The organism is Cupriavidus phytohabitans (genome assembly GCF_017815025.1).
GTDB lineage: Bacteria > Pseudomonadota > Gammaproteobacteria > Burkholderiales > Burkholderiaceae > Cupriavidus.
The window spans coordinates 115,539-140,250 of the sequence record NZ_JAGIQB010000005.1 but is presented as its reverse complement, the minus strand read 5'-3'; the positions used below and the strand labels follow the sequence as shown (position 1 = coordinate 140,250).

The window sequence follows — 24,712 nt, the reverse complement described above, 5'->3', positions numbered from 1 at the left end:
CAACGAGTGTGAAACCACGGGACCGGCACAGGGCGCGCCGACCCGCAGCTGCGAACACAAAAAGGGGGAGTTTAAGGGAATTTGGGCGCACTCGTTGCCGAGGGCTGAATCCCCTTGGCCGGCGCGGGTGATCTCAGCCACCCGCACGGGAACACGCCGGCAGCGGTCAGGCCACGCGCGAAGCGACCGTGACCTTGGGCTGGTCCAGGCCGAAGCGCTGCCGCACCGAGCGCTCGATGCCGGCTGCGTCCAGCCCGCACTGCTGCAGCAGGTAGGCCGGGTCGCCATGGTCGACGAAACGGTCGGGCAGGCCCAGTACCAGCACCGGGATATCGATGCCGGCTTCGGCGAGCGCCTCGAGCACAGCGCTGCCCGCGCCGCCCATCACGCTGCCCTCTTCCACCGTGACCAGGAAGTCGTTCCCGGCGGCCAGGCGCTTGACCAGCTCCACGTCGAGCGGCTTGACGAAGCGCATGTCGGCGACGGTCGCATCCAGCGCCTCGGCTGCACCCAGGGCCGGATGCAGCATCGAGCCGAAGGCCAGGAAGCCGACACGCTGGCCGGCGCGCCCGGTGCCTTCGCGGCGCACCACGCCCTTGCCGACCGGCACGCCGGCCAGTTCGGCGGCAATCACCGCACCCGGGCCGGAGCCGCGCGGATAGCGCACCGCGGTAGGACAAGTCTGGTGGAACGCCGTGGTCAGCAGCTGGCGGCACTCGTTTTCATCCGACGGCGTCATCACCATCATGTTGGGGATGCAGCGCAGGTAGGCGATATCGTAGGCACCCGCGTGGGTGGCGCCGTCGGCGCCGACCAGGCCGGCGCGGTCCAGCGCGAACACCACCGGCAGGTTCTGCAGCGCCACGTCATGGATCAACTGGTCATAGCCGCGCTGCAGGAAGGTGGAGTAGATCGCCACCACCGGCTTCAGGCCCTCGCAGGCCAGGCCGCCGGCGAAGGTCACCGCGTGCTGCTCGGCGATGCCGACGTCGTAGTAACGGTCCGGGAAGCGCTTCTCGAACTCGACCATGCCCGAGCCTTCGCGCATCGCCGGGGTAATGCCGACCAGGCGCTTGTCGGCGGCGGCCATGTCGCACAGCCATTCGCCGAACACCTGCGTATACGTTTTGCGCGCGGGCTTGGCGGCCGGGCGGATGCCTTCGGCCGGGTTGAACTTGCCCGGGCCGTGGTACAGGATCGGGTCGGCCTCGGCCAGCTTGTAGCCCTGGCCCTTCTTGGTCACCACGTGCAGGAACTGCGGGCCCGCCCCTTCCAGCGCGCGCTCGCGGATGTTCTGCAGCGTCGGCACCAGCGAGTTCAGGTCGTGGCCATCGATCGGGCCGATGTAATTGAAGCCGAATTCCTCGAACAGCGTCGCCGGCACCATCATGCCCTTGGCGTGTTCCTCGAAGCGCTTGGCAAATTCCAGCACCGGCGGCGCCACCGACAGCACCTTCTCGATGCCCTTCTTGGTGGCCGCATAGAACTGGCCGCTCAGCAGCCGCGCCAGGTGGCGGTTGAGCGCGCCCACCGGCGGCGAGATCGACATGTCGTTGTCGTTGAGCACCACCACCAGCGGCAGGTCCTTGTACACGCCGGCGTTGTTCAGCGCCTCGAAGGCCATGCCCGCGGTCATGGCGCCATCGCCGATCACCGCCACCGAGACGCGCTTCTGGCCCAGCGTGCGCGCGCCCAGCGCCATGCCAAGCGCGGCCGAGATCGAGGTCGACGAATGCGCGGTGCCGAAGGTGTCGTACTCGCTCTCGCTGCGGCGCGGGAAGCCCGAGATGCCGCCCCACTGGCGCAGCGTGCCCATGCGCTCGCGGCGCCCGGTCAGGATCTTGTGCGGGTAGCTCTGGTGGCCCACGTCCCACACCAGCCGGTCATCGGGAGTGTTGAAGACGTAATGCAGTGCGATGGTCAGTTCGACCGTGCCGAGGTTCGAAGAGAGGTGCCCGCCGGTCTGCGAGACCGATTCCAGCACGTAGGCGCGCAGCTCTTCGGCCAGCGTCTGTAGCTCGCGCCGGTCCAGCTTGCGCAGGTCTGCGGGGGCGTCGATCTTCTTGAGGAGTGCGTAGGTCATAGTGTCCGTTCGGCCGCCGGATTCTTTCGTCCGGCTCGTCAATTCAGTGTGTGCGCAGCACGATCAGATCCGCCAGGTCGGCCAGGCGGGCCGCGCGGCTGCCAAAGCCGGCCAGCGCCGCATGCGCCTCGGTGCGCAACGCCCCGGCCAGGTCGCGCGCCGCCGCCAGCCCCATCAGCGACACGTAGGTCGGCTTGTCGTGCGCGGCGTCCTTGCCGGCGGTCTTGCCCAGCGTGGCGGTATCCGCGGTGACGTCCAGAATATCGTCAACCACCTGGAACGCCAATCCCACCGCCGCCGCATACTTGTCCAGCTCGGCCAGCCCGCTGGCGTCGATTTCGCCACACAGCGCGCCCATGCGCACGCTGGCGCGCAGCAGCGCACCGGTCTTCATCCGGTGCATGGCCTCGAGCGCGCCGCGCGTCATGGCGCGGCCCACGTTCTGCAGGTCGATCGCCTGGCCGCCGGCCATGCCGGTCGAACCCGATGCCTGCGCCAGCTCGGCCACCAGCTTCAGCCGTGCCGCGGGGCTCAGTACGTCGGCGCCGGCCAGCACGATGAAGGCCTGGGTCTGCAGCGCATCGCCCACCAGCAGCGCGGTGGCCTCATCGTAAGCCTTGTGCACGGTAGGCCGGCCGCGGCGCAGGTCGTCGTCGTCCATGCACGGCATGTCGTCGTGGACCAGCGAGTAGGCGTGGATCATCTCCACCGCGCAAGCCGCCGCATCGCAGGCTGCGGGGTCGGCCCCGCTGACCTCGCCGGCAGCATGCACCAGCAGCGGCCGCACGCGCTTGCCGCCGCTCAGTGCAGCATAGCGCATGGCTTCGTGCAGCGTATGCGGCACGGTGTTGGCATCGGGCAACGCCGCCCGCAGCGCGGCTTCGGTACGGGCGCCCTGCGCCTGCATCCACTGGGCGAAATCGGTCATGCCTCGTCCGCCCCCTGCGCGCCATTGATCCCGTTGGCCCCGTTGCCTTCGCCGGCGAGCGGCTTCAGTACCTCGCCTTCCAGCACCCTGACCTGCTGCTCCACGCGCTCCAGCTTCTGCTGGCAGTAGCGCACCAGCTCGGCGCCGCGGCGGTAGGCCGCCAGCGAGGCCTCGAGCGGCAGTTCGCCGCTCTCCATGCTGGCCACCAGGGTCTCGAGCTCGGCCATCGCCGCTTCATAGGAAGCGGGCGGCGCGGAGTCCGTGATGGTGTTTTCGGTCTGGACCGCGGCGGTCGTCGTCTTTGGCATGTAGGGCCCTGAAAATATGGCGCCGGGGGAAAACCCGGATGGGGAAGCCCGGATTTTACGCCAAAGCCGGCGCTTGCCCCATCCTTGAGCACGCGCGCGGAGTGCCGCCGGGGCATATGTGACTTGTGCGCTTGGGTCGTCTTTCCGAATGCGGCCGGTACGGCACCCCAATGACGACCCGGGTCGACTTTTTCGCTAAAAACGCAAAAAAATCAGTCCCTTAACTTTTTGGGTCGGGTACAATCTCCCGCTCGCCGCGAGGGTCTGGCGCATCCTTGCCAAACCCGCGGCTGTCTTTCCCAAATCGATTCAATTTTCGATGGTTGGGTTGTTCACTGCTTTCACCTGTTCATCTGGGAGTGGGGATAATGTCCAATCTCAGCACCGCGCTCAAGTTGGCGCCGGCTGATACGCAACTGCCCGTCGGCGTCTACTTCGACGAAACGCTGCATCAACAAGAACTCGAACTGCTGTTCAGGCAAGGCCCGGGCTACGTCGGCCACGAACTGATGGTTCCGGAGGTCGGCGACTACCACACGCTCAAGGCCGAGGACGAGGGCCGCATGCTGGTGCGCAATGCCGCCGGCGTGGAACTGATGTCCAACGTGTGCCGCCACCGCCAGGCCATCATGCTCAACGGCCGCGGCAACAAGCAGAACATCGTCTGCCCCCTGCACCGCTGGACCTACGACCTCAAGGGCGAACTGCTCGGCGCGCCGCATTTCGACCAGCAGCCGTGCCTGCACCTGAAGCGCTCCCCACTGCAGAACTGGAACGGGCTGCTGTTCGACGGCAAGCGTGACGTGCGTGCCGACCTCGCCAGATTGGGCGTGGCCCAGGACCTGAACTTCGACGGATACATGCTCGACCACGTCGAGGTGCACGACTGCGACTACAACTGGAAGACCTTTATCGAGGTCTATCTGGAGGATTACCACGTCGTGCCGTTCCATCCGGGGCTCGGCAGCTTTGTCTCGTGCGACGACCTGAAATGGGAGTTCGGCGAATGGCACAGCGTGCAGACCGTGGGCCTGCATGCGGGCCTGAAGCGCCCCGGCAGCCCGACGTACCAGAAATGGCACGACGCGGTGCTGCGCTTCAACAACGGCGTGCTGCCCAAGCACGGCGCGATCTGGCTGACCTACTACCCCAACATCATGGTGGAGTGGTACCCGAACGTGCTGGTGATCTCGACGCTGCACCCGCTGGGTCCGCGCAAGACCCGCAACGTGGTGGAGTTCTACTACCCCGAGGAAATCGCGCTGTTCGAGCGCGAATTCGTCGAGGCCGAGCGCGCCGCCTATATGGAAACCTGCGTCGAGGACGACGAGATCGCCGAGCGCATGGACGCCGGCCGGCTGGCGCTGATGAAGCGCGGCACCAGCGAGGTCGGGCCATACCAGTCGCCGATGGAAGATGGCATGCAGCACTTCCACGAGTGGTATCGCCGCGCCATGTCATACCAGGGCTAGTGCGATAACCGCACGCCTTGCGCCATCACGGACCGCTGCGGCGGTCCGTTTTGCTTTAGGGCGCGATGTGCGCTGATAGAATCATTGCTCCGCAATGCCGGGCCGAACCGTCGCCGCCCGCGTCTTTCGCAAGACCCTCGCAACACCACGCCACACCTCGCCCCCGCGCCCCCGCCATGCAATCGCTCTGGATGCTGTTCGCCGCCTTCTCGTTCTCGTTGATGGGGGTGGGCGTCAAGCTGGCATCCGACCTGTACACCACCGGCGAAATCGTGTTCTACCGTGGCCTGATCAGCGTGGTCATCATGTGGGTGCTGTTGTCGTCGCGCGGCGTGCCGGTGCGCACGCCGTACATGCTGTCGCATATCAAGCGCAGCGTGTTCGGGGTCACCGCACTGATGCTGTGGTTCACCTCGATCACGCTGCTGCCGCTGGCGACCGCGATGACGCTGAACTACATGTCGCCGGTGTGGATCGCGCTGATCCTCGGCGCCAGCGCCGCCCTGGCCGGCACCGCCGGCAATGCCGACCGGCGCCTGGTGCTGGCGATCCTGCTGTCCTTTGCCGGCGTGATCTGCCTGCTGCAGCCGTCGGTTGGCAAGGACCAGCTTACCGGCGGCCTTGTCGGCCTGATCTCCGGGGTCTTTACCGCGCTGGCGTATGTCGAGGTGCGCCAGCTTGGCCAGCTGGGCGAGCCCGAGGGCCGCATCGTGTTCTATTTCTCGCTGGTCGGCATGATCGCCGGCCTGGCGTGGATGCTGATCTCGGGCGTGAGCCCGCATACCTGGTATGGCGTCGGCCTGCTGCTGGCCATCGGCATCCTGGCGACGCTGGGCCAGACCGCGATGACGCGCGCCTACAAGCGCGGCAACACCCTGCTGACCGCCAACCTGCAATATGCCGGCATCGTCTTTTCCAGTGTGTGGGGCATGCTGATCTGGTCCGACCAGCTCAACTGGCTGTCGTGGCTGGGCATGGGGCTGATCATCGCCAGCGGCATCGCCACCACGCTGATGCGCGCCCGCCAGGGCACCGACGCCAAGCCAACGCCGGCCACGCCGGTCAAGTCGCCGGAGGCGGAAGTGCATCCCGAGGTGTAGCATCCGTTAAGCTTTCGTTCCCTTCGCTTGCTACAGGATTCCCATGCAGAAACCGCTGATTTCCGTCACCGCACTGCAGGCGCTGCTGGCCGGCAACGGCCGGTGCGTCGTGATCGACTGCAGCTTCGACCTGGCCAACCCCGCCGCCGGCCGCGAGGCGTACCACGCCGGCCACCTGCCGGGCGCGTTCTACCTGCACCTGGACAACGAACTTTCGGGCCGCAAGACCGGCAGCAACGGCCGCCATCCCCTGCCCGACGCCGACGACTTCGTCGCGCGGCTGCAGGCGCTGGGCGTGGAAGACGACACCCCGGTGGTGGCCTACGACGCGCAGGGCGGCATGTTCGCCGCCCGGCTGTGGTGGCTGCTGCGCTGGATCGGCCATGGCGAGGTCGCGGTGCTGGACGGCGGCAAGGACGCCTGGATCAAGGCGGGCATGCCGCTGGAGCATGAGGCCACCCCGGAGCCTGAGTTTCCCGGCAAGATCTCGCGCCGCGAATCGCTGGTGCCGACGGTGGACGCCGCCGCCCTGCTCGCCAACCTCGACCGCGCCGCGCTGCTGGTTGTCGACGCACGCGCGCCCGACCGCTTCCGCGGCGAGAACGAAACGCTGGATCCGGTCGGAGGCCATATTCCCGGGGCCGTCAACCGCTTCTTCAAGGACAACCTCGACGCCGAAGGCCGTTTCAAGTCGCCGGAAACGCTGCGCGCCGAGTTCGGCGCCGTGCTGGGCCAGCGCGCGCCCGCGCAGGCGGTGATGCAGTGCGGTTCAGGCGTCACGGCCTGCCACAACCTGCTGGCGCTGGAAGCGGCCGGACTGGGCGGCGCGGCGCTCTATCCGGGCTCGTGGAGCGAATGGTGCGCCGACCCGGCGCGCCCGGTGGCGACCGCCACCTGACGATCCGGGCCTGACGATCCTGCCTAGTGCGAAGTTGCCACCGGCGCGGCGCCGCCGTGCCCGTGGCTGTGCCGCTCGTGCACGCCGTTGGTGATAAAAACGATCGCCGAAATCCCCGCGGCCACCAGCACCACCTGGATCGCCGACTCGCGCCAGCGCGGCTTGCGCTGCATCTGCGGCATCAGGTCGCTGACGGCGATATAGAGGAAGCTGCTGGCGGCGATCACCAGCACGTAAGGGACCCAGCCGCTCATCTCGTCGAGCAGGAAATACCCGACCAGGCCGCCGGCGAGGGCCGCCACGCTCGACAGCAGATTGAAGGCGAAGGCGCGCGCCTTGGAGAAGCCGGCGTTGAGCAGCACGATGAAGTCGCCCACTTCCTGCGGGATCTCGTGCGCGGCGATCGCCAGCGCAGTGACCACGCCGATATGCGGGTCGGCCAGGAAGGCCGCCGCGATCACGATGCCGTCGGCAAAGTTATGGAAGGTGTCGCCCACCAGGATGGTCAGGCCGCTGCGCCCCGCCTCTTCGCGGTCATGGCCGTGGTGGTGGTGGTGCCCGTCGCCCTCGTGGTGGTGCGAGTGGCGCAGCAGCGAAATCTTCTCCAGCAGGAAGAAGCCCAGCAGCCCCGCCAGCAGCGTGCCGAACAGCGCGCGCGGGTCGGCGCCGGACTCGAACGCCTCCGGCAGCGAATGCAGCAGCGCGGTGGCAAGCAGCACGCCCACCGAGAAGCTCACCATGCGCTCGACCACGCGGGACGCCACCGTCAGCGACAGCAGCGCCGCCCCGAAGATGCTGCCCACGCCCGAGATCATGGCGGCGAGCAGGATGTACAAAAGCGTCGAATGGATGATGGGCTCCCAGGTGGCGACGCTGCCGGCCTTTCAGCCATCCCTTACGTACCTTAAGCACCTTAAAGCACGCCAAGCAGCCCCGCCGTTCCGCCCGCATTGCGCCGGGCGGCAAACGCAACAATGTTGCAATAACTCAAAGGCCGCATTGTACGTATCCGCCGGGACTTTGCAATCCTGCTGTCGGCCAGGTCACCCCGAACGGATCACGCCACGCCCTGCTGCTTGAACCAGGCCAGGCACTTTTGCCAGCCGTCCTTGGCGTCCGCCTCGCGGTAGCTGGGACGGTAATCGGCGTGAAAAGCATGGCCGGACTCGGGATAGATGACGAAGCGCGAGGCCTTGGCGTCAGGGTCGGGCGACGCCGCCAGCGCAGCCTTCATCTTCTCCACATGCTCCAGCGGGATGCCGGTGTCCTTGCCGCCGTACAGGCCGAGCACCGGCGCATGCAGCTGGCCGACAAGGTCGATCGGGTTCTTTGGCTTCAGCGGCGCCGGCTCGGGCGACAGCTGGCCGTACCCGGCCACGGCGGCCTTGAGCTGGCGGCTGTGCGCCGCGAACAGCCAGGCGATGCGGCCGCCCCAGCAAAAGCCGGTGATGCCGAGCCGCGACACGTCGCCGCCATTGGTTCGGGCCCAGGCCACCGCGGCGTCGAGGTCGCCCATGACCTGGGCGTCGGAGACCTTGGCGATCACCTCGCGCTGCAGTTCCTGGATGGAACCGAAGCTCTGCGGGTCGCCCTGGCGGGCGAACAGCTCGGGCGCGATCGCCAGGTAGCCAAGCTTGGCGAAGCGCCGGCAGATATCGGCAATGTATTCATGCACGCCAAAGATTTCGCTGACGACCAGCACCACCGGCAGGTTCTTCTTGCCTTCGGGCTGGGCCCGGTAGACAGGCATGTTGAAGCCCCCGGACGGAATCGTGACCTCGCCGGCGGTCAGGCCGGCGAAATCGGTCTTGATCGCCTGCTGGGCCATCACCGGCAGGGCGGCTGCGGCGAAGGCGGAACCGAGCGCGGTCTTGACGAAGCCGCGGCGGTCGAAGGTCTGGCCGGGGACGAGGCTTTCCACTTCAGGTTTGAGCATGCGTGTCTCCAGGAACGTGGGTGGCTGGCGCGCCAAAAATCGCCAGCCACCGATTCTAAGCAGACATGACGCTTCGTGCGCGTGCTGGCACGACGTTCCGCTCAGTGCAGCCTCGGGGCAGCCTCAGTGCAATTTCACCCGCGGGCTGGTCTTGCTGCGCAGCCAGTGCGACACGGTATCCAGCGCCATGCCGACCGCACCGTGCAGCGCCATCACGTGCATCCGGTACAGCGAGGTGTACATGACACGCGCCATCAGCCCTTCGATAAACATCGAGCCGCCGATCAGCCCGCCCATCAGGCTGCCCACCGCGCTGAAGTGTCCCAGCGACACCAGCGAACCGAAGTCCTTGAAAGCGAACGACGGCAGCGGCTTGCCTTCGAGCCGCGCGCACAGCGCCTGGTAGAGGAAGGTCGCCTGCTGGTGCGCCGCCTGCGCGCGCGGCGGCACCGAGGTCTGCTTCTCAGGCCACGGGCAGCTGGCGCAGTCGCCGAAGGCGAAGATGTCGGGATCGCCCTCGCTCTGCAGCGTTGGGCCGACCACGACCTGGCCCTGGCGGCTGGTCGGCAGGGCCAGCGTGGCCAGCACCTGCGGCGCGGTAATGCCCGCGGCCCATACCGTGAGGTCGGCATCGATGGTCTTGCCGCTGGCGGTCAGCACAGCCTGCGGCGTGACCTCGGTGACGCGCTCGCTGGTAAAGACATCGACATCGAGCTTCTTCAGCAGCTTGGCGGTTTCTGCGGAGACGCGCTCCGACAGCGCCGGCAGGATGCGCGGGCCGGCCTCGATCACATGGATGCGCACGTCGCGGCGCGGATCGAGGCGGTGCAGGCCATAGGCGCTGAGCACATGCGCGGTGTTGCGCAGCTCGGCCGACAGTTCGACGCCGGTGGCGCCGGCTCCGATGATGGCCACGTCCACGCGCGGACGGCCATCCTCGCCCATGCGCCCGCGCCCGTTCTGCGCGCGCACGCAGGCGGCGATCAGGCGCTTGCGGAAGCGTTCCGCCTGCGCCACGGTATCGAGCGCGATGGCGTGTTCGGCGGCGCCGGGCACGCCGAAGAAATGGGTGACGCAGCCGATCGACAGCACCAGCGTGTCGTACGGCAGCTCGCGCGCGGGCAGCAGCTCCGCGCCGTCCTGGTCATTGCAGGCCGACACCGCGATGGTCTTGCGCGTGCGGTCGATGCCGGTCAGCTCGCCCTGCTGGAACTCGAAATGGTGCCAGCGCGCCTGCGCCGCGTATTCGAGCTGGTGCGTGTTCGGATCCATGCTGCCGGCGGCAACTTCATGCAGCAGCGGTTTCCAGATGTGGGTCGGCAGGCGGTCCACCAGGACCACCTGCGCCGTTCCCTTCCTGCCAAGCTTGTCGCCAAGCCTGGTTACCAGTTCCAGCCCTCCTGCCCCGCCGCCGACGACTACGATGCGGTGCGCCTTTGCTTCTGTCATGGTCTACCCGATGCGTATTGTGAAATCCGTGCCTGAGGCATGAACCACAGTCTGCTGCATTGCAGCATGCATGGCAAGCCGCATAAACCGACTCAGCAGTCGCTTCAATCGATACCACCATGCATCGCGGGCGGAGGTTGTCCGCTCAACTTCAATGCGCTTCTTCCCAGTTGGCGCCGCTGCCCACCTCGGCCACCAGCGGCACGCGCAACTGCGCCACCGTGCACATCAGCTCCGGCAGGCGCGCCTTCACCAGTTCCAGCTCATGCTCGGGCACTTCCAGCACCAGTTCATCGTGCACCTGCATGATCTGGCGCGTCTGCAGCCCGTCGCGCTCCAGCCAGCCCTGCACCGCGATCATCGACAGCTTGATCAGGTCGGCGGCCGTGCCCTGCATCGGCGCGTTGATGGCGGCGCGCTCGGCGGCCTGGCGGCGCGGGCCGCTGCCGCCGTTGATGTCGGGCAGCCACAGCCGGCGGCCGAACACGGTCTCGACATAGCCCTGCTCGCGCGCGGTCTGCCGGGTTTCTTCCATGTAGTGCGCCACGCCGGGGTAGCGCATGAAGTAGCGGTCGATATAGTGCTTGGCCGCTTCGCGTTCGATGCCCAGGTTGCTGGCCAGCCCGAACGCGCTCATGCCGTAGATCAGGCCGAAGTTGATGACCTTGGCATAGCGGCGCTGCTCGCTGCTGACCGCATCGCGCTCCACGCCGAAGATCTCGGCGGCGGTGGCGCGGTGGATGTCCTCGCCGTTGGCGAAGGCGCGCAGCAGGTTCTCGTCGCCCGAGATATGGGCCATGATGCGCAGCTCGATCTGCGAGTAGTCGGCCGATACGATCACGCTGCCCGGCTCGGCGATAAAGGCTTCGCGGATGCGGCGGCCCTCCTCGGTGCGCACCGGGATGTTCTGCAGGTTGGGTTCGGTCGATGCCAGCCGGCCCGTCACCGCGGTCGCTTGCCCGTAGCTGGTGTGCACGCGGCCGGTGCGCGCATTGACCATCCTGGGCAGCTTGTCGGTGTAGGTGGACTTGAGCTTGGCCAGGCCGCGGTAGTCGAGCAGCAGCTTGGGCAGCGGGTAGTCCTCGGCCAGCTTCTGCAACACCTCTTCGTCGGTCGACGGTGCGCCGCTGGCGGTCTTCTTCACCACCGGCAGCTTCATCTGGTTGAACAGGATCTCGCCGATCTGCTTGGGCGAACCGAGGTTGAACGGCTGGCCCGCGGCCTCATAGGCGGACTGCTCCAGCGCCAGCATGCGCTGGCCCAGCTCGGCGCTCTGCGCGGCCAGGCGTTCGGCGTCGATCAGCACGCCGTTGCGCTCGATCTTCTGCAGCACCACGGAGACCGGCATCTCGATCTCTTCGTACACCCGGCGCAGCCCCGCGGCGCCTTCCACCTGCGGGAACATCTTGCGGTGCAGGCGCAGCGTCACGTCCGCGTCTTCGGCGGCGTACTCGGTGGCGCGCACCAGGTCGATCTGGTCGAAGCAGATCTGGCCGGCGCCCTTGCCGCACACTTCCTCGTAGGTGATGGTCTTCAGGCTGAGCAGCCGCTCGGCCAGGCTGTCCATGCCGTGGTTGCGGTGCGATGCCAGCACGTAGCTCTGCAGCATGGTGTCGTGCGCCACGCCGCGCAGCGTCAAGCCATGGTTGGCGAAGACGTGGATGTCGTATTTCAGGTTCTGGCCGAGCTTGGGGCGGCTGGCATCCTCGAGCCAGGCGCGCATGCGCTCCAGCACGAATTCACGCGAGAGCTGCCCGTGCTCTGGCAGGCCGGTCACGTCCGGGCCGCGGTGCGCCACCGGGATGTAGCAGGCTTCGCCCGGCGTCACCGACAAGGAGATGCCGACCAGCTGCGCCTTCATGGGGTCGAGCGAATCGGTCTCGGTATCGATCGCTACCAGCGGCGCGGCCTCGATGCGCCGCATCCAGTCTTCCAGCATGCCCTGGGTGGTGACCGTCTCGTAGCGGATCTCGGTGGGCGCGCTCTCTTCCGTTGCCTGGGCCACATTATCAGCGGACGCGGCCGGCGCATCGAACAGGCCGCCCTGTGCCGGTGCCGCGCCCGCGCGGGCGCGGGCCTGCGCGCGCGCCTGGGTACGCGAATCCGGCAGGCGTTCACCGGTGGCCTCGCGCAACCAGGTCTTGAAGCCGTAGCGCTGGAAGAATTCGACCAGCTTGTCCTTGTCCTCGCCGGTCTCGCGCAGCGCGTGGAAATCCGCCACCGCCTTGCTCAGGTCGCAGTCAGTCTTGACCGTGACCAGCTGGCGCGCCATCGGCAGCCAGTCGAGCGTATTGCGCAGGTTTTCGCCGACCACGCCCTTCATGCCCGGCGCGGCGGCCATCACGCCGTCGAGCGAGCCATGCTCGGCCAGCCATTTGACTGCGGTCTTGGGGCCCACCTTGGGCACGCCGGGGACGTTGTCCACCGCATCGCCGATCAGCGACAGGTAGTCGATGATGCGCTCGGGCGGCACGCCGAACTTGGCCGCCACGCCCGGGGGATCGAGCACTTCGCCGCTCATGGTGTTGACCAGCGTGACCCGGTCGTTGACCAGCTGCGCCAGGTCCTTGTCGCCGGTGGATACAACCGTACGCACGCCCTGCTCGGTGGCCTGGCGCGACAGCGTGCCGATCACGTCGTCGGCCTCGACGCCGTCGACCACCACGATCGGCCAGCCCAGCGCGCGCACGGCTTCGTGGATCGGCTCGATCTGGCGCGCCAGGTCTTCCGGCATGGACGGCCGGTGTTCCTTGTAGGCCGGATACATGTCGTCGCGGAAGGTCTTGCCCTTCGCGTCGAACACGCAGGCGCTATACTCTGCCGGGTAATCGTTGCGCAGCTTGCGCAGCATGTTGATCATGCCGTAGATTGCCCCTGTGGGCAGACCCTCTCCATTCCTCAGGTCCGGCAGAGCGTGATAAGCGCGATACAAATAGCTCGATCCGTCGACGAGCAAGAGTGTTTTTGGACTATCCGACATTCCCATGGACTCAAAATTGACTGGTGCCGCTGCGGGCGGTGCCTCGACCGCCCCCCTTGCTGATCCGGATGTTTCCGATATCTCCGGCGATACCGTGCAACCCCCGCCGGAGGCAGCGTCCGAACACGCCGCAGCCATAGCCGCCGCGGCCGATGCCGCCGCCGCAGGCCATCCGCCTGAAGTGGCCGCTGAAAAAGCCGCCGCCGCGGCCGCGCGCGCCAATCCGCGCAAGATGATCCCCAGCCTGCGTGCGCTGGCCGACGAAGACCGCGCTACCGCAAAGAAGGCGCGCGCATCGTGGCAAATGTTCACGATTATGGCAGAGTTCATCGAGGCGACCGAGTACCTCTCGGAGATCCGCCCGGCCGTGTCGATCTACGGCAGCGCACGCCTGCGCGAGGATTCGCCCTACTACCAGCGCACCATCGAGATCGCGCGGCTGTTCTCCGATGCCGGCTTCGCTGTCATCTCGGGCGGCGGCCCCGGCATCATGGAAGCGGCCAACAAGGGCGCGCACGCCGGCAAGTCGGCCAGCGTGGGCCTGAACATCGAGCTGCCGCACGAGCAGCAGGGCAATCCATACCAGGACATTGCCATGCGCTTCCGCCACTTCTTCACGCGCAAGGTCACCTTCGTCAAGAACTCGGACGCGTTTATTGTGATGCCGGGCGGCTTCGGCACGCTGGACGAGCTGGCCGAGGTGCTGACGCTGGTGCAGACCGGCAAGTCGCGCTCGGTGCCAGTGGTCATGTTCGGCAGCCGCTTCTGGAAGGGCCTGCTGGACTGGTTCCGCTTCACGCTGCTGCCGATGGGCCTGATCGCCGAGCACGACCTCGACCTGATGAAGATCGTCGACGAGCCGCATGAAGTGCTCGAAGCAGTCTACGACTACTACGAGCGCCGTGGCGGCGACAAGCCGATCCCGCCCAAGGAAGAGATGTTCTACCTGTAAGCGCCCGGCCGGGTTCGGCCCGGCCGGCTTGCGCCGCAAGCCACGCGTCAGGCACACCGGGGCGTTGCGCGGGTGCGCCGCGGGGCACGGCCCGGCCTCCGGGCACGGCAGAATTGCTAGAATGGAACCTGTCCGTTCTGCCAAGCCCGGCGCCGCCGGGTTGCAGCCAACCGCCGCATGCCGCGGCGCCGCCCGCCGCCCCTTATTGCCCTTATGGAGCGCCGCGACGCCGCACAGGAGCCCCTGATGACCTCCCGTTCCACCCGGTCGTGCCGTTCTGCCCGGTCCGACGACCCCCTGCCCGCAGGCCTGCGCCTGATGGCCGCGGCTGCCGCCACATTTGCGCTGGCGGCACCCGTGCTGGCCCAGGGCAACCAGGAAAGCAGCGCACTGACACAGCAGGAACTGAACCAGATCAACAACCAGCCGATCGCGCCGGCAGCCAAGACCCAGCTGAACCAGCCGCGCCAGCCGAGCTTCCAGCTCAACGAGCGCGACGGCACGCAGGTGCGCGAGTACCGCGACAAGGGCCGGGCCACCGATATCCAGGTCAAGTCCGGCTTCGGCACCAGGTACGAGATGAGCAAGCCGGAGGACAGCTCGCCGCGGATCCGTGAGCACGATGTCAACCGCGTGCCCTCGGTCAACCTGAAGTTCTGACCATGCAAGCGTCCCGCCGCAGCGGCGGCGGGACGCTGACCCACGGCCCGGCGTGACCGGGCCGCGCCGGCCCTCCGGCAGTCATGCCGCGGCGGCGGCCCTTGCTTTGCCGCCGCTTTCCGATTCGCTTCACACAACGAGTATGGCCGTATTCACCACGGTCTCGCAGGACGAGATCGCCAGCTGGCTGCTTGATTTCGACCTTGGCGAAGTGCGCGAACTGCGCGGCATCGCCTCGGGCATCGAGAACAGCAATTTCTTCCTTACCATGGAGCAGGATGGCCAGGCACGCCAGTACGTGCTGACCATCTTCGAGCGGCTGTCGTTCGCGCAGCTGCCCTATTACCTGCACCTGATGGCGCACCTGGCCGAGCGCGGCATCCGCGTGCCGGCGCCGATCCCGGCGCGCGACGGCGAGATCCTGCGCCCGCTCAAGGGCAAGCCGGCCACCATCGTCACGCGCCTGCCCGGGGCCTCGCAACTGGCGCCGGACGCGCAGCACTGCGCCGAAGTCGGCGACATGCTGGCCCGCATGCACCTGGCCGGCCAGGACTACCCGCGCCGCCAGCCCAACCTGCGCAGCCTGCCGTGGTGGCAGCAGACCGAGCCCGAGATCCTGCCTTTCCTCGATGCCGGCCAGCGCGCGCTGCTGCAACGGGAAATCGCGCACCAGGCGGCGTTCTTCGGCAGCGCCGACTACGCCAGCCTGGGCGAAGGCCCCTGCCACTGCGACCTGTTCCGCGACAACGTGCTGTTCGAGGAAGACGGCAGCGGCCGCCACCGTCTAGGCGGGTTCTTCGACTTCTACTTTGCCGGCAACGACAAGTGGCTGTTCGACCTGGCGGTCACCGTCAACGACTGGTGCATCGACCTGGCCAGCGGCGAACTCGACCACGCGCGGGCGCAGGCAATGCTGCGGGCTTATCATGCGGTCAGGCCGCTGACCGGCACCGAGGCCGCGCACTGGCAGGACATGCTGCGCGCGGGCGCGCTGCGCTTCTGGGTGTCACGGCTGTGGGATTTCTACCTGCCGCGCGAGGCCGACATGCTGCAGCCGCACGATCCCACCCATTTCGAACGCATCCTGCGCCGGCGCCTGGACGCCAGTCCCGCGCGCCCGCTCCCCTGGATCTGATCCGTCATGCAACTACTGGAAGTTCCTGCCAAGGAAGGCTACGTCTGGTTCCGCCAGGGTATCTGGCTGTTCCGCAAGAACCCGCTGACTTTCCTGATGCTGCTGTTCGTCTACCTGATTGCCGCGCAGCTGGCCATCGTGGTGCCGCTGATCGGCATCATCGCGCTGCTGGTGGTCACGCCGGGCCTTTCTGTCGGCGTGATGACCGCATGCCGCGACGTGATCCAGAACAAGCGCGTGCTGCCAACCGTGCTGCTCGCGGGCTTTCGCGCCAATGGCAAGGAAGCCACGCGCAACCTGCTGGTGCTGGGCGGCATCTACGCCGGGCTGGTGTTCATGCTGGGGCTGATCGCCGGCGCCGTGGTCGACATGAGCGCGCTGGTGCCGATCGTGCTGAAGGAAGAAGCACCCTCGGCCGAAGCAGTGCGGCAGCTCTACTACGCGATGATGATCGGCGCGCTGCTGTACACACCGATCGCGATGATGTTCTGGTTCGCGCCACTGCTGGCGGCCTGGCATGGCGTGCCGCCGGTGAAGGCGCTGTTCTTCAGCTGGACCGCATGCTGGCGCAACCGTGGCGCGTTCTTTACGTACATCGTGCTGTTCGCGATGCTGCTGGTGGCGATCCCGTTCTTCCTGGAAGCGGTATTCAGCGTGTTCGGGGCGGAAACGGTGCTGTCGTTCCTGGTGACGCCGTATTCGCTGCTGATGCTGGCGATTTTGTATTGCTCGTTCTATGCGACCTACCGCGGGTGTTTCAACGTGACCCCGCCGGGGGTGGAGCCGGCTGCGCCGACGGTCTAAGTCTGCATTTTCAGCGCTGATGGTTTGCTCCCTCTCCCGCTCGCGGGAGAGGGGAGCAAACCAGCGGCAAACACGCCCACAATTACTCCCCGAACGTCTTCACCATCGCGTCCGCCGCCAGGCGCAGGTCGGGCACGAATCCCATCAGCCGGTCCATCGTCATCCGCGCCAGCGGCGCCTGCACCGCGATCGCCGCGCAGGCGCGGTTGCGATTGCGCATCACCGGCACCGCCACCGCGATCATCCCCTCGAGATTTTCCTGGTTGTTGATGCCCAGGCGCCGCCGCCGAGTCTCGGCCAGCTCCGCGTGCAGTGCGGCAGCGTCGGTGATGGTACGAGCCGAATGCGCGCGCAGCGGCAGATTGGCCACCAGACGTTCGCGCTGCGCGCATGGCAGGAACGCCAGCAACAGCTTGCCGCTCGCGGTGCAATGCAGCGGCACGCGCGAGCCCGGCTGCAGGTGCATGCGCAGCGGCCATTGCGTTTCCACGCGATCCAGGTAGACCACGTCGTCGCCCGACAGCATGGTCAGGTTGCAGGTCTCGCCGACCTTGTCGACCAGCTGCTGCAGGATCGCGTGCCGCGCCGCGGCTGGCCCCGCCTGCATCAGCACGTTGACCGCGAGCTGGCGCACCCGTGAAGAGCATTCATAGCCGGGGCTGCCCGCCGTGCGCGATACCAGCCACGTGCTTTCCAGCTGCTTGAGGATGCGGTGCACGGTCTGCTTGGGCAGCCCGATCTCCTGCACGATGACCGACAGCGGCATGGGCCCGTCGGCCGCGGACAGGATCTCCAGGATGCGGAAGGCACGCACCGCGGCGGCGTTCGAGTGATTGCTCATGGATGCAATTTAGCGGATTCCGGGACGCCCTGGCGTCCCGAAAACTGCATTAGCGGTTGCAGACCGCAGCCGTGCTCGCGAAAGCGCACAAATTGGGACGGCATGCCTGTCCGGGTTCACTAGATTCGATCCGGGGCCGCCGCGGCGGACCTACCCGAACCAACCCCGGAGCCGATCCATGAGTGTGCAGATACTGCAGCGCCAGCAGTCCCATTCCACCGATGTGTCCGTGCAGGAAGACCAGGTCGATGCGATCGTGGCGCGCGCCCGGCAGGCGCAGCGCGCGTTCGCGCGTGCCGGCCAGGCCACCGTCGACACCGCCGCGGCTGCCGCCGCGTGGGCCATCATGGAGCCCGCGCGCAACCGACGGCTGGCCGAGCGGGCCGTGGCCGACACCGGCCTTGGCAACGTCGATGACAAGATCCGCAAGAACCATCGCAAGACACTGGGCCTGCTGCGCGACCTGCACGGACGCAAGACCGTCGGCGTGATCTCGCGTGACACGGCCACCGGCATCACCGAGATCTCGCGGCCAGTCGGCGTGGTCGCCGCGATCACGCCGTCGACCAACCCCGGGGCGACGCCGGCCAACAAGATCATCAACGCGCTCAAGTGCGGCAACAGCGTAGTGGTGGCGCCCTCGCCCAAGGGACAGGGCACGTGCGAGCTGCTGCTGTCGTTCATCCACGCCGAGTTCGCGCGCGCCGGCCTGCCCGCGGACCTGGTGCAGATGCTGCCCGCGCCGGTGTCGAAAGCCTCGACCGCAGAGCTGATGCGCCAGGCCGACCTGGTGGTGGCCACCGGCTCGCAGGCAAACGTGCGCATGGCCTACACCTGCGGCACGCCCGCCTTCGGCGTCGGGGCCGGCAACGTGGCCGCCATCGTCGATCGCAGCGCGGCGCTGGCCGATGCGGCGGCAAAAATCGTCCGCTCAAAGACCTTCGACAACGCCACCAGCTGCTCGTCGGAGAACAGCCTGGTGATCCTCGACGCGGTCTACCAGCCCATGCTCGAAGCGCTTGCCGCCGTCGGCGGCGTGCTGCTGACGGCCGAGGAAAAGGCGCGGCTGCAGGCGCTGATGTGGCGGCACGGCAAGCTCGCCGGCGACATGACCGGCCAGAGCGCGCCGCGCATTGCCGAACTGGCGGGCCTGGCGCGCGTGCGTGCGTTGCAGCCGACCATGCTGCTGGTGCCGGAGACCGGCGTCGGCAGCGACTATCCCTTCTCCGGCGAAAAGCTCTCGCCGGTGCTTACGCTCTATCGCGCCGCCGACTTCACGGCCGCCGTGGCGCGCGTGGCGAGCCTCTACGACTACATGGGCGCGGGCCACTCGGTCGGGCTGCATACGGCCGATCCGCAGCAGGCGCTGCAACTCGGGCAGGAACTGCCGGTGGCGCGCGTGATCGTGAACCAGGCGCACTGCTTCGCCACCGGCGGCAATTTCGACAACGGCCTGCCGTTCTCGCTGTCAATGGGCTGCGGCACCTGGGGCGGCAACAACTTCTCGGACAACCTCGGCTGGCGGCAGTACCTCAACATCACCCGCATCGCAGAGCCGATCGCCGAGCGCGTGCCCGACGAGCGCGAGCTGCTGGGCGACTACTTCGCGAGGGTCGGCCAATGAACGCGCGCATCCGCCCCGAAGTGCTCGACACCGTGGCCACGCTGCTGGCCGCCCGTGCCGCGCAAGCCCCCGACAAACCCTACCTGCTGTCTCCCGACAGCGGCCGCGCGCTCAGCTTCGGCGCCCTGGCTGCCGACGCCGATGCACTCGGCCGCCGCTACGCCGAGGCCGGCCTCGCCAGCGGCCAGACGGTGTCGGTGTACCTGCCCAACGGCGAACAGACCGCGCGACTTCTGCTTGGCACCATGGCCTGCGGGCTGGTGGCCAATCCGATCAATCTTCTGTGCCAGCCCGCGCAACTGCGCTACATCCTTGGGCACTCCGACACGCGGCTCGTATTCACCTCGCCCGAAGGCGAAGCCGCGATCCGCACGGCGCTGGCCGAAGCCGGCGTCGAGGTGCCAGTGGTGGTCACCGCGCCGGACGGCAGCGTGTTGCCCGCGCTGCCGGAAAGGCAGCCCGGCGCAGCCCCCCTTCCGCCACCGCAGCCCCACCACCCGGCGCTGCTGATGTACACCTCCGGCACCACCGGCACGCCAAAGGGCGTGCTGCTGACCCACCGCAACCTCTCCGCCAACGGCGCCAGCGTCAGCCGCGAGCATGCGCTCGGCGCGGGGGATCGCGTGCTGGCCACGCTGCCCCTGTACCACATCAACGGGCTGGTGGTGACCGCGATCGCGCCGCTGGTGCACGGCGGCTCGGTGGTGATGCCGATGCGCTTCTCGGCCAGCGCGTTCTGGCACGACATTGCCCGACATGGCTGCACCTGGCTCAACGTGGTGCCGACCATCATCGCTTACCTGCTCAACGATCCCGACGGCCGCGCGCCGGCCGGCGTGCGCTTCTGCCGCTCCGCTTCCGCCGCATTGCCGCCCGAGCACCATCGCGCGTTCGAGCAGCGCTTCGGCATCGGCGTGATCGAGACCATGGGCATGACCGAAACCGCGGCTCCGGCCTTCAGCAATCCGCTCGATCCGCAGCAGCGCCGCATCGGCAGCATCGGCCGGCCTTCCGGCACGCAAGCCCGCGTGCTGGGGCGCGACGGGCAACCGCTGCCCGATGGCGAGATCGGCGAGATCGTGCTGCAAGGCGAGAGCGTGATGGCGGGCTACTACAAGGCGCCCGAGGTCACGCGTGAAGCCTTTACACCCGACGGCTGGCTGCGCACCGGCGACCTCGGCTATTGCGATGCGGAGGGCTACTTCTACATCACCGGCCGCGCCAAGGAACTGATCATCAAGGGCGGCGAGAACATCGCGCCGCGCGAGATCGACGAAGCGCTGCTGCGCCATCCGGGCGTGCTGGAAGCGGCGGCAGTTGGCGTGCCCGACCCCGCCTACGGGCAGGAGATCGTCGCCTTCATCGTCCGGCGCGAGGCCGTGGCCTGCGACGACGCGGCGCTGCGCGCGCACTGCCTGCGCGAGCTGGGCCGCTACAAGACGCCCAGGGAATTCCGCTTCATCGCGGAGTTGCCGCGCGGGCCTTCCGGCAAGGTGCAGCGACTCAAGCTGCTGGACCCTGCCTGACCTGACGGCCCTTCCCTTCCCCCACCCTCGCCAAGGAGCCCAATCACCCGCCACCACGATTCCCGGAGACACACACGGAGACACACACGGAGACACACAGCTGTTTGCTCAAGGACGGGGCAGCGCAGCCAGGACTTACCACTGGCGCGCCCCTGACGAGCCGCAAGCGCATGGCAATGGACCATGCGCCGGCCGCCGCCCCGTCAACACCACGCGCGCCCGCCGCGCATAGGAGGTGGTTATGAAGCAACGCATCAAGACCCGGCATATGATCCTCGGCGTCATGTGCCTGATGTATTTCATCGCCTATATCGACCGCGTCAACATCTCGGTCGCCGCCCCGCTGATCCGCGAAGAGATGGGGCTGACGTCATCGCAACTCGGGCTGGTGTTCTCGGCCTTTGCCTATCCCTATGCCGCCATGCAGATCCTGGGCGGCTGGATGTCCGACAAGTTCGGGCCCAAGAAGGTGCTGATCGTGCTGTCGCTGATCTGGGGCGTGGCGACGGTGCTGACCGGCTTTGCCGGCAGCGTGATGATGCTGGTGGTGCTGCGCTTCGTGCTCGGCATCGGCGAAGGCGGCGCGTTCCCGACCGCCACGCGCGCCTTCACCTACTGGATGCCGGTGGCGGAACGCGGCTTCGCGCAGGGCATTACGCACAGCTTCGCGCGGCTGGGCGGTGCGATCACGCCGCCGATCGTGCTGGCCATCGTCGCCACGGCGGGATGGCGCGAGGCCTTCGTCGTGCTGGGTGTGGTGAGCCTGGGCTGGACCGTGCTGTACGCAATGATGTTCAAGGACTCGCCCGACCAACATAAGCGCGTCACGCCGGAAGAACTGCAGGAGATCGGCTACCGGCGCGGCGATTCGCAGCAGGCGGCCAAGGCGCCCACGCCGTGGCGCCGGCTGTTCCGGCGGATGTGGCTGGTGACCTTCGTCGACTTCTGCTACGGCTGGTCGCTGTGGGTCTATCTGACGTGGCTGCCGTCGTACCTGAAGGAGGCGCGTGGTTTCGACCTGAAGCAGCTGGCGCTGTTCACCGCGCTGCCGCTGATGGCGGGGGTGGTCGGCGATACGCTCGGCGGCGTGCTGTCGGACCGCATCTACCGGCGCACTGGCAACCTGCGCCTGGCGCGCGGCGCGATCCTGTTCGTCGGGCTGGCCGGCTCGCTGATGTTCATCGCGCCGATGACCTTCACGGCCGATGCCGTCAACGCGGTGATCCTGCTGTCGCTGTCGTTCTTCTTCCTGGAGCTGACCAATGCCGTGCTGTGGAGCCTGCCGCTGGATATTGCCGGCAAGTACGCCGGTACCGCGGGCGGCATGATGAACACCGGCTTCGGGCTGGCCGGCATGGTGTCGCCGGTGGTGTTCGGCTACCTGATCGAGCGGACCGGCAGCTATGACCTGCCGTTCATGATCTCGGGGGCGTTGCTTGGCGTCGGTGCGGTGGCATCGCTGTTCATCAACCCGCGGCTGACCGTGGACAGCCCCGAGTCCAAGGCCGGCGAAGTGCGGCACGCCCTGTCCTGAGCCCGCAAGCGGCGCCGGCCCGGCCGGCGCCGCTCAGTCGATCGCGTCCAGCTTCGCCACCGACAGCGCCAGCCACTTGGCGCCGTGGCGCTTGAACTTGATATTGGCGCGGGCGTCGTTGCCTTCGCCCTCCAGCGCGGTGATCACGCCTTCGCCGAACTTGTTGTGGAACACCGACTGGCCCACGCGCAAGCCGGTGCCAGCCTCGCGCTTGGCGTCGGCGTAGCCGTTGCCCTTGTCCATGCCGCCGGTCGGGCGCGTGCCAGTGTAGGGAACATCCTCCGGCTTGCGGAACCAGTCGCGGCCCCAGGCGTTGTCGCGTTCCTGGCGGCGCACGCCGCCGTAGCCCTGCACCGCGGGCGTCAGCCACTTGAGCGCGCCTTCCGGCAGTTCCTCGAAGAAGCGCGAGCGGACGTGGTACTTGGTCTGGCCGTGCAGCACGCGGCTCTGCGCGAACGACAGGAACAGGCGCTCGCGCGCACGCGTGATCGCCACGTACATCAGGCGGCGTTCTTCCTCCAGCCCGTCGGGGTCCATCATGCTGTTCTCGTGCGGGAACAGCCCTTCTTCCAGCCCGGTGATAAAGACCACGTCGAACTCCAGCCCCTTGGCCGCGTGCACCGTCATCATCTGCACCGCGTCCTGCCCGGCCTGGGCCTGGTTGTCGCCGGCCTCCAGCGAGGCATGCGTCAGGAACGCGACCAGCGGCGTCATCACCACCGGCAGCGCCTCGGGGTCGAGCACCTGCTGGGACTGGTCGCCGTCGGCGAGCACCGGCGTGGCGGGGGCACGGTCCGCGGGGATCACCGCGGCGAGCGCGTCCAGCCCATAGCCTTCTTCCACCACGAAGGCCTGCGCGGCGGTCACCAGTTCCTGCAAGTTCTCGATGCGGTCCTGGCCTTCCTTCTCGCCCTGGTAGTGGGTGATCAGGCCGCTGGTGTTGATCATGTACTCGACGGTCTCGGCCAGCGTCATGCGGCGGGTGTCGTCGCGCATCTTGTCGATCAGGCGCGTGAAGGCGGCGAGCTTGCTGCCGGCCGCGCCGGGCACGTAGGCCACGGCCTCGGACAGCGCGCAGTCGTACTGGCGCGCCATGTCCTGCAGCACCTCCAGCGAACGCGCGCCGATGCCGCGCGCCGGGAAGTTGACCACGCGGCCGAAGGCGGCATCGTTGCGCGGGTTCTCCAGCAGCTGCATATACGCCAGCGCGTGCTTGATTTCGGCGCGTTCGAAGAAGCGCAGGCCGCCATAAACGCGGTACGGGATGCCGGCGGAGAACAGCGCGTGTTCGATCACGCGCGACTGGGCGTTGCTGCGGTACAGGATGGCGATCTCGGCGCGGCTGGCGCCCTGCGCGATCTGGTCGCGGATTTCCTCGATGATCCAGCCCGCTTCCTGGCCGTCGGAGCCGGCCTGGTACACGCGCACCGGCTCGCCGTGGCCGGCGTCGGTGCGCAGGTTCTTTCCGAGGCGGCGCGCGTTGTGCGAGATCAGGTGGTTGGCCGAATCCAGGATGTGCCCGTGCGAGCGGTAGTTCTGCTCCAGCTTGATCAGCCGGCGCACGCGGAACTCATGCTCGAAGTCGCGCATATTGCCGACGTTGGCGCCGCGGAAGGCGTAGATGCTCTGGTCGTCGTCGCCCACGGCAAAGACCGCGGCCGGGTTCTGCGTGCCGTGGCCGGCCAGCAGCTTGAGCCACTGGTACTGCAGCACGTTGGTGTCCTGGAACTCATCGACCAGCACGTGGCGGAAGCGGTGCTGGTAGTGCTGGCGGATCGCGTCGTTATAGCGCAGCAGCTCGTAGCAGCGCAGCAGCAGTTCGGCAAAGTCGACCACGCCCTCGCGCTGGCACTGTATGTCGTAGGCGGCGTAGAGGTCGACGAAGCGCTTGTTGAAGTCGTCGTTGGCCTCGACATCGGCCGGGCGCAGCCCCTGCTCCTTGGCGTTGTTGATGAAGTACTGCAGGTTCTTGGCCGGGTACTTCTCATCGTCGACGTTGAGCGACTTGAGCAGGCGCTTCAGTGCCGAAAGCTGGTCCTGGCTGTCCAGGATGGCGAAGGTCTGCGGCAGCCCGGCGTCGCGGAAATGCGCGCGCAGCATGCGGTTGCACAGGCCGTGGAAGGTGCCGATCCACATGCCGCGGGTGTTGATCGGCAGCATCGACTGCAGCCGCGTCTGCATTTCCTTGGAGGCCTTGTTGGTGAAGGTCACCGCCAGGATGCCCGCCGGCGAGACCCGGCCGTTCTGCAGCAGCCAGGCGATGCGCGTGGTCAGCACGCGGGTCTTGCCGCTGCCCGCGCCCGCCAGGATCAGCGCCGGCTCGTCGGGCAGGGTGACGGCGGCAAGTTGTTCGGCATTGAGGTTGGCGAGCAGGTCGGACATCGGAGGGGCCTTGTGGAATGGCGCCAATTATACCGATGGGCCCTGTCCGATCCGTCACATCCGAGAGGCGGAAACTGCCCCGCATGCGGACGCGCGCCGG

The 24,712-nt window shown here is 67.6% G+C and carries 19 protein-coding genes; 10 read left to right on the top strand and 9 right to left on the bottom strand.

Going from position 1 to position 24,712, the window contains the following annotated elements; all coding sequences use genetic code 11:
• Positions 1–166: 166 nt before the first annotated feature.
• The 3 genes from dxs to J8I34_RS05265 are packed head-to-tail and all read right to left on the bottom strand — an operon-like array spanning position 167 to position 3,319.
• Positions 167–2,083, bottom strand: a complete 1,917-nt coding sequence (dxs, locus tag J8I34_RS05275) for a 1-deoxy-D-xylulose-5-phosphate synthase (RefSeq protein WP_209774141.1) — start codon at positions 2,081–2,083, stop codon at positions 167–169.
• A 43-nt stretch (positions 2,084–2,126) separates the two neighbouring features.
• Positions 2,127–3,011 (bottom strand): polyprenyl synthetase family protein, encoded by an 885-nt coding sequence (locus J8I34_RS05270; RefSeq protein WP_209805509.1) that lies wholly within the window; start codon positions 3,009–3,011, stop codon positions 2,127–2,129.
• Positions 3,008–3,319, bottom strand: a complete 312-nt coding sequence (locus J8I34_RS05265) for an exodeoxyribonuclease VII small subunit (protein WP_029045547.1) — start codon at positions 3,317–3,319, stop codon at positions 3,008–3,010. The genes J8I34_RS05270 and J8I34_RS05265 overlap by 4 nt, the downstream gene beginning before the upstream one ends.
• Before the next feature lie 368 nt (positions 3,320–3,687).
• Between J8I34_RS05265 and J8I34_RS05260 the strand changes: the two genes are divergently transcribed.
• From J8I34_RS05260 to J8I34_RS05250, 3 genes are all read left to right on the top strand, one after another.
• Complete coding sequence (locus J8I34_RS05260) at positions 3,688–4,791, top strand: aromatic ring-hydroxylating oxygenase subunit alpha (protein ID WP_209805508.1); 1,104 nt, start codon at positions 3,688–3,690, stop codon at positions 4,789–4,791.
• A gap of 176 nt (positions 4,792–4,967) precedes the next feature.
• The gene (locus J8I34_RS05255) at positions 4,968–5,891 is read left to right on the top strand and encodes a DMT family transporter (protein WP_029045545.1); all 924 of its coding nucleotides are present in this window, start codon (positions 4,968–4,970) and stop codon (positions 5,889–5,891) included.
• 43 nt (positions 5,892–5,934) lie between these two features.
• Complete coding sequence (locus J8I34_RS05250; RefSeq protein ID WP_029045544.1) at positions 5,935–6,789, top strand: sulfurtransferase; 855 nt, start codon at positions 5,935–5,937, stop codon at positions 6,787–6,789.
• Positions 6,790–6,812: 23 nt separating this feature from the next.
• Here the strand turns inward: J8I34_RS05250 and J8I34_RS05245 are convergent, their stop codons facing one another.
• The 4 genes from J8I34_RS05245 to polA form a co-directional block, all read right to left on the bottom strand.
• Entirely contained in the window at positions 6,813–7,604 is a 792-nt protein-coding gene (locus J8I34_RS05245; RefSeq protein WP_232232320.1) for a ZIP family metal transporter, read from the bottom strand.
• Between the two features lie 242 nt (positions 7,605–7,846).
• Positions 7,847–8,725 (bottom strand): dienelactone hydrolase family protein, encoded by an 879-nt coding sequence (locus J8I34_RS05240; RefSeq protein ID WP_209805507.1) that lies wholly within the window; start codon positions 8,723–8,725, stop codon positions 7,847–7,849.
• 123 nt (positions 8,726–8,848) lie between these two features.
• Positions 8,849–10,174 carry an NAD(P)/FAD-dependent oxidoreductase gene (locus J8I34_RS05235; protein ID WP_029045541.1) on the bottom strand — a complete coding sequence of 442 codons (1,326 nt, stop codon included), beginning with the start codon at positions 10,172–10,174 and terminating at the stop codon, positions 8,849–8,851.
• A gap of 151 nt (positions 10,175–10,325) precedes the next feature.
• The gene (gene polA / locus J8I34_RS05230; protein ID WP_209805506.1) at positions 10,326–13,154 is read right to left on the bottom strand and encodes a DNA polymerase I; all 2,829 of its coding nucleotides are present in this window, start codon (positions 13,152–13,154) and stop codon (positions 10,326–10,328) included.
• 4 nt (positions 13,155–13,158) lie between these two features.
• Here polA and J8I34_RS05225 point away from each other — a divergent pair, with 4 nt between their 5' ends.
• The 4 genes from J8I34_RS05225 to J8I34_RS05210 all read left to right on the top strand — a co-directional run bounded on the left by J8I34_RS05225 (position 13,159) and on the right by J8I34_RS05210 (position 16,705).
• Positions 13,159–14,106: an LOG family protein gene (locus J8I34_RS05225; RefSeq protein ID WP_232232318.1), complete on the top strand. Its 948-nt coding sequence runs from the start codon at positions 13,159–13,161 to the stop codon at positions 14,104–14,106.
• Positions 14,107–14,352: 246 nt separating this feature from the next.
• The gene (locus tag J8I34_RS05220) at positions 14,353–14,766 is read left to right on the top strand and encodes a hypothetical protein (RefSeq protein ID WP_209805505.1); all 414 of its coding nucleotides are present in this window, start codon (positions 14,353–14,355) and stop codon (positions 14,764–14,766) included.
• A 142-nt stretch (positions 14,767–14,908) separates the two neighbouring features.
• Positions 14,909–15,901 (top strand): homoserine kinase, encoded by a 993-nt coding sequence (locus tag J8I34_RS05215; protein WP_029045537.1) that lies wholly within the window; start codon positions 14,909–14,911, stop codon positions 15,899–15,901.
• A gap of 6 nt (positions 15,902–15,907) precedes the next feature.
• On the top strand, positions 15,908–16,705 hold the full coding sequence (locus J8I34_RS05210; RefSeq protein ID WP_029045536.1) for a BPSS1780 family membrane protein: 798 nt from the start codon (positions 15,908–15,910) through the stop codon (positions 16,703–16,705).
• An 82-nt stretch (positions 16,706–16,787) separates the two neighbouring features.
• On the opposite strand, the gene J8I34_RS05205 is transcribed toward J8I34_RS05210, so the two are convergent.
• Positions 16,788–17,546: an IclR family transcriptional regulator gene (locus J8I34_RS05205; protein WP_209805504.1), complete on the bottom strand. Its 759-nt coding sequence runs from the start codon at positions 17,544–17,546 to the stop codon at positions 16,788–16,790.
• A 178-nt stretch (positions 17,547–17,724) separates the two neighbouring features.
• Here J8I34_RS05205 and sauS point away from each other — a divergent pair, with 178 nt between their 5' ends.
• The 3 genes from sauS (at position 17,725) to J8I34_RS05190 (ending at position 22,230) form a co-directional block, all read left to right on the top strand.
• Entirely contained in the window at positions 17,725–19,170 is a 1,446-nt protein-coding gene (sauS, locus tag J8I34_RS05200; RefSeq protein ID WP_209805503.1) for an acylating sulfoacetaldehyde dehydrogenase, read from the top strand.
• On the top strand, positions 19,167–20,696 hold the full coding sequence (locus J8I34_RS05195) for an acyl--CoA ligase (protein WP_209805502.1): 1,530 nt from the start codon (positions 19,167–19,169) through the stop codon (positions 20,694–20,696). The genes sauS and J8I34_RS05195 overlap by 4 nt, the downstream gene beginning before the upstream one ends.
• Positions 20,697–20,937: 241 nt before the next feature.
• Positions 20,938–22,230: an MFS transporter gene (locus J8I34_RS05190; RefSeq protein ID WP_029045532.1), complete on the top strand. Its 1,293-nt coding sequence runs from the start codon at positions 20,938–20,940 to the stop codon at positions 22,228–22,230.
• A 33-nt stretch (positions 22,231–22,263) separates the two neighbouring features.
• On the opposite strand, the gene J8I34_RS05185 is transcribed toward J8I34_RS05190, so the two are convergent.
• Positions 22,264–24,612 (bottom strand): UvrD-helicase domain-containing protein, encoded by a 2,349-nt coding sequence (locus J8I34_RS05185; RefSeq protein ID WP_029045531.1) that lies wholly within the window; start codon positions 24,610–24,612, stop codon positions 22,264–22,266.
• Positions 24,613–24,712: the final 100 nt, after the last annotated feature.

Bases quoted from the DNA above. Each gene is read 5' to 3' on its own strand.
- dxs (WP_209774141.1), bottom strand. From the start codon at position 2,083: ATGACCTACGCACTCCTCAAGAAGATCGACGCCCCCGCAGACCTGCGC.
- J8I34_RS05270 (WP_209805509.1), bottom strand. From the start codon at position 3,011: ATGACCGATTTCGCCCAGTGGATGCAGGCGCAGGGCGCCCGTACCGAA.
- J8I34_RS05265 (WP_029045547.1), bottom strand. From the start codon at position 3,319: ATGCCAAAGACGACGACCGCCGCGGTCCAGACCGAAAACACCATCACG.
- J8I34_RS05260 (WP_209805508.1), top strand. From the start codon at position 3,688: ATGTCCAATCTCAGCACCGCGCTCAAGTTGGCGCCGGCTGATACGCAA.
- J8I34_RS05255 (WP_029045545.1), top strand. From the start codon at position 4,968: ATGCAATCGCTCTGGATGCTGTTCGCCGCCTTCTCGTTCTCGTTGATG.
- J8I34_RS05250 (WP_029045544.1), top strand. From the start codon at position 5,935: ATGCAGAAACCGCTGATTTCCGTCACCGCACTGCAGGCGCTGCTGGCC.
- J8I34_RS05245 (WP_232232320.1), bottom strand. From the start codon at position 7,604: ATGATCTCGGGCGTGGGCAGCATCTTCGGGGCGGCGCTGCTGTCGCTG.
- J8I34_RS05240 (WP_209805507.1), bottom strand. From the start codon at position 8,725: ATGCTCAAACCTGAAGTGGAAAGCCTCGTCCCCGGCCAGACCTTCGAC.
- J8I34_RS05235 (WP_029045541.1), bottom strand. From the start codon at position 10,174: ATGACAGAAGCAAAGGCGCACCGCATCGTAGTCGTCGGCGGCGGGGCA.
- polA (WP_209805506.1), bottom strand. From the start codon at position 13,154: ATGTCGGATAGTCCAAAAACACTCTTGCTCGTCGACGGATCGAGCTAT.
- J8I34_RS05225 (WP_232232318.1), top strand. From the start codon at position 13,159: ATGGACTCAAAATTGACTGGTGCCGCTGCGGGCGGTGCCTCGACCGCC.
- J8I34_RS05220 (WP_209805505.1), top strand. From the start codon at position 14,353: ATGACCTCCCGTTCCACCCGGTCGTGCCGTTCTGCCCGGTCCGACGAC.
- J8I34_RS05215 (WP_029045537.1), top strand. From the start codon at position 14,909: ATGGCCGTATTCACCACGGTCTCGCAGGACGAGATCGCCAGCTGGCTG.
- J8I34_RS05210 (WP_029045536.1), top strand. From the start codon at position 15,908: ATGCAACTACTGGAAGTTCCTGCCAAGGAAGGCTACGTCTGGTTCCGC.
- J8I34_RS05205 (WP_209805504.1), bottom strand. From the start codon at position 17,546: ATGAGCAATCACTCGAACGCCGCCGCGGTGCGTGCCTTCCGCATCCTG.
- sauS (WP_209805503.1), top strand. From the start codon at position 17,725: ATGAGTGTGCAGATACTGCAGCGCCAGCAGTCCCATTCCACCGATGTG.
- J8I34_RS05195 (WP_209805502.1), top strand. From the start codon at position 19,167: ATGAACGCGCGCATCCGCCCCGAAGTGCTCGACACCGTGGCCACGCTG.
- J8I34_RS05190 (WP_029045532.1), top strand. From the start codon at position 20,938: ATGAAGCAACGCATCAAGACCCGGCATATGATCCTCGGCGTCATGTGC.
- J8I34_RS05185 (WP_029045531.1), bottom strand. From the start codon at position 24,612: ATGTCCGACCTGCTCGCCAACCTCAATGCCGAACAACTTGCCGCCGTC.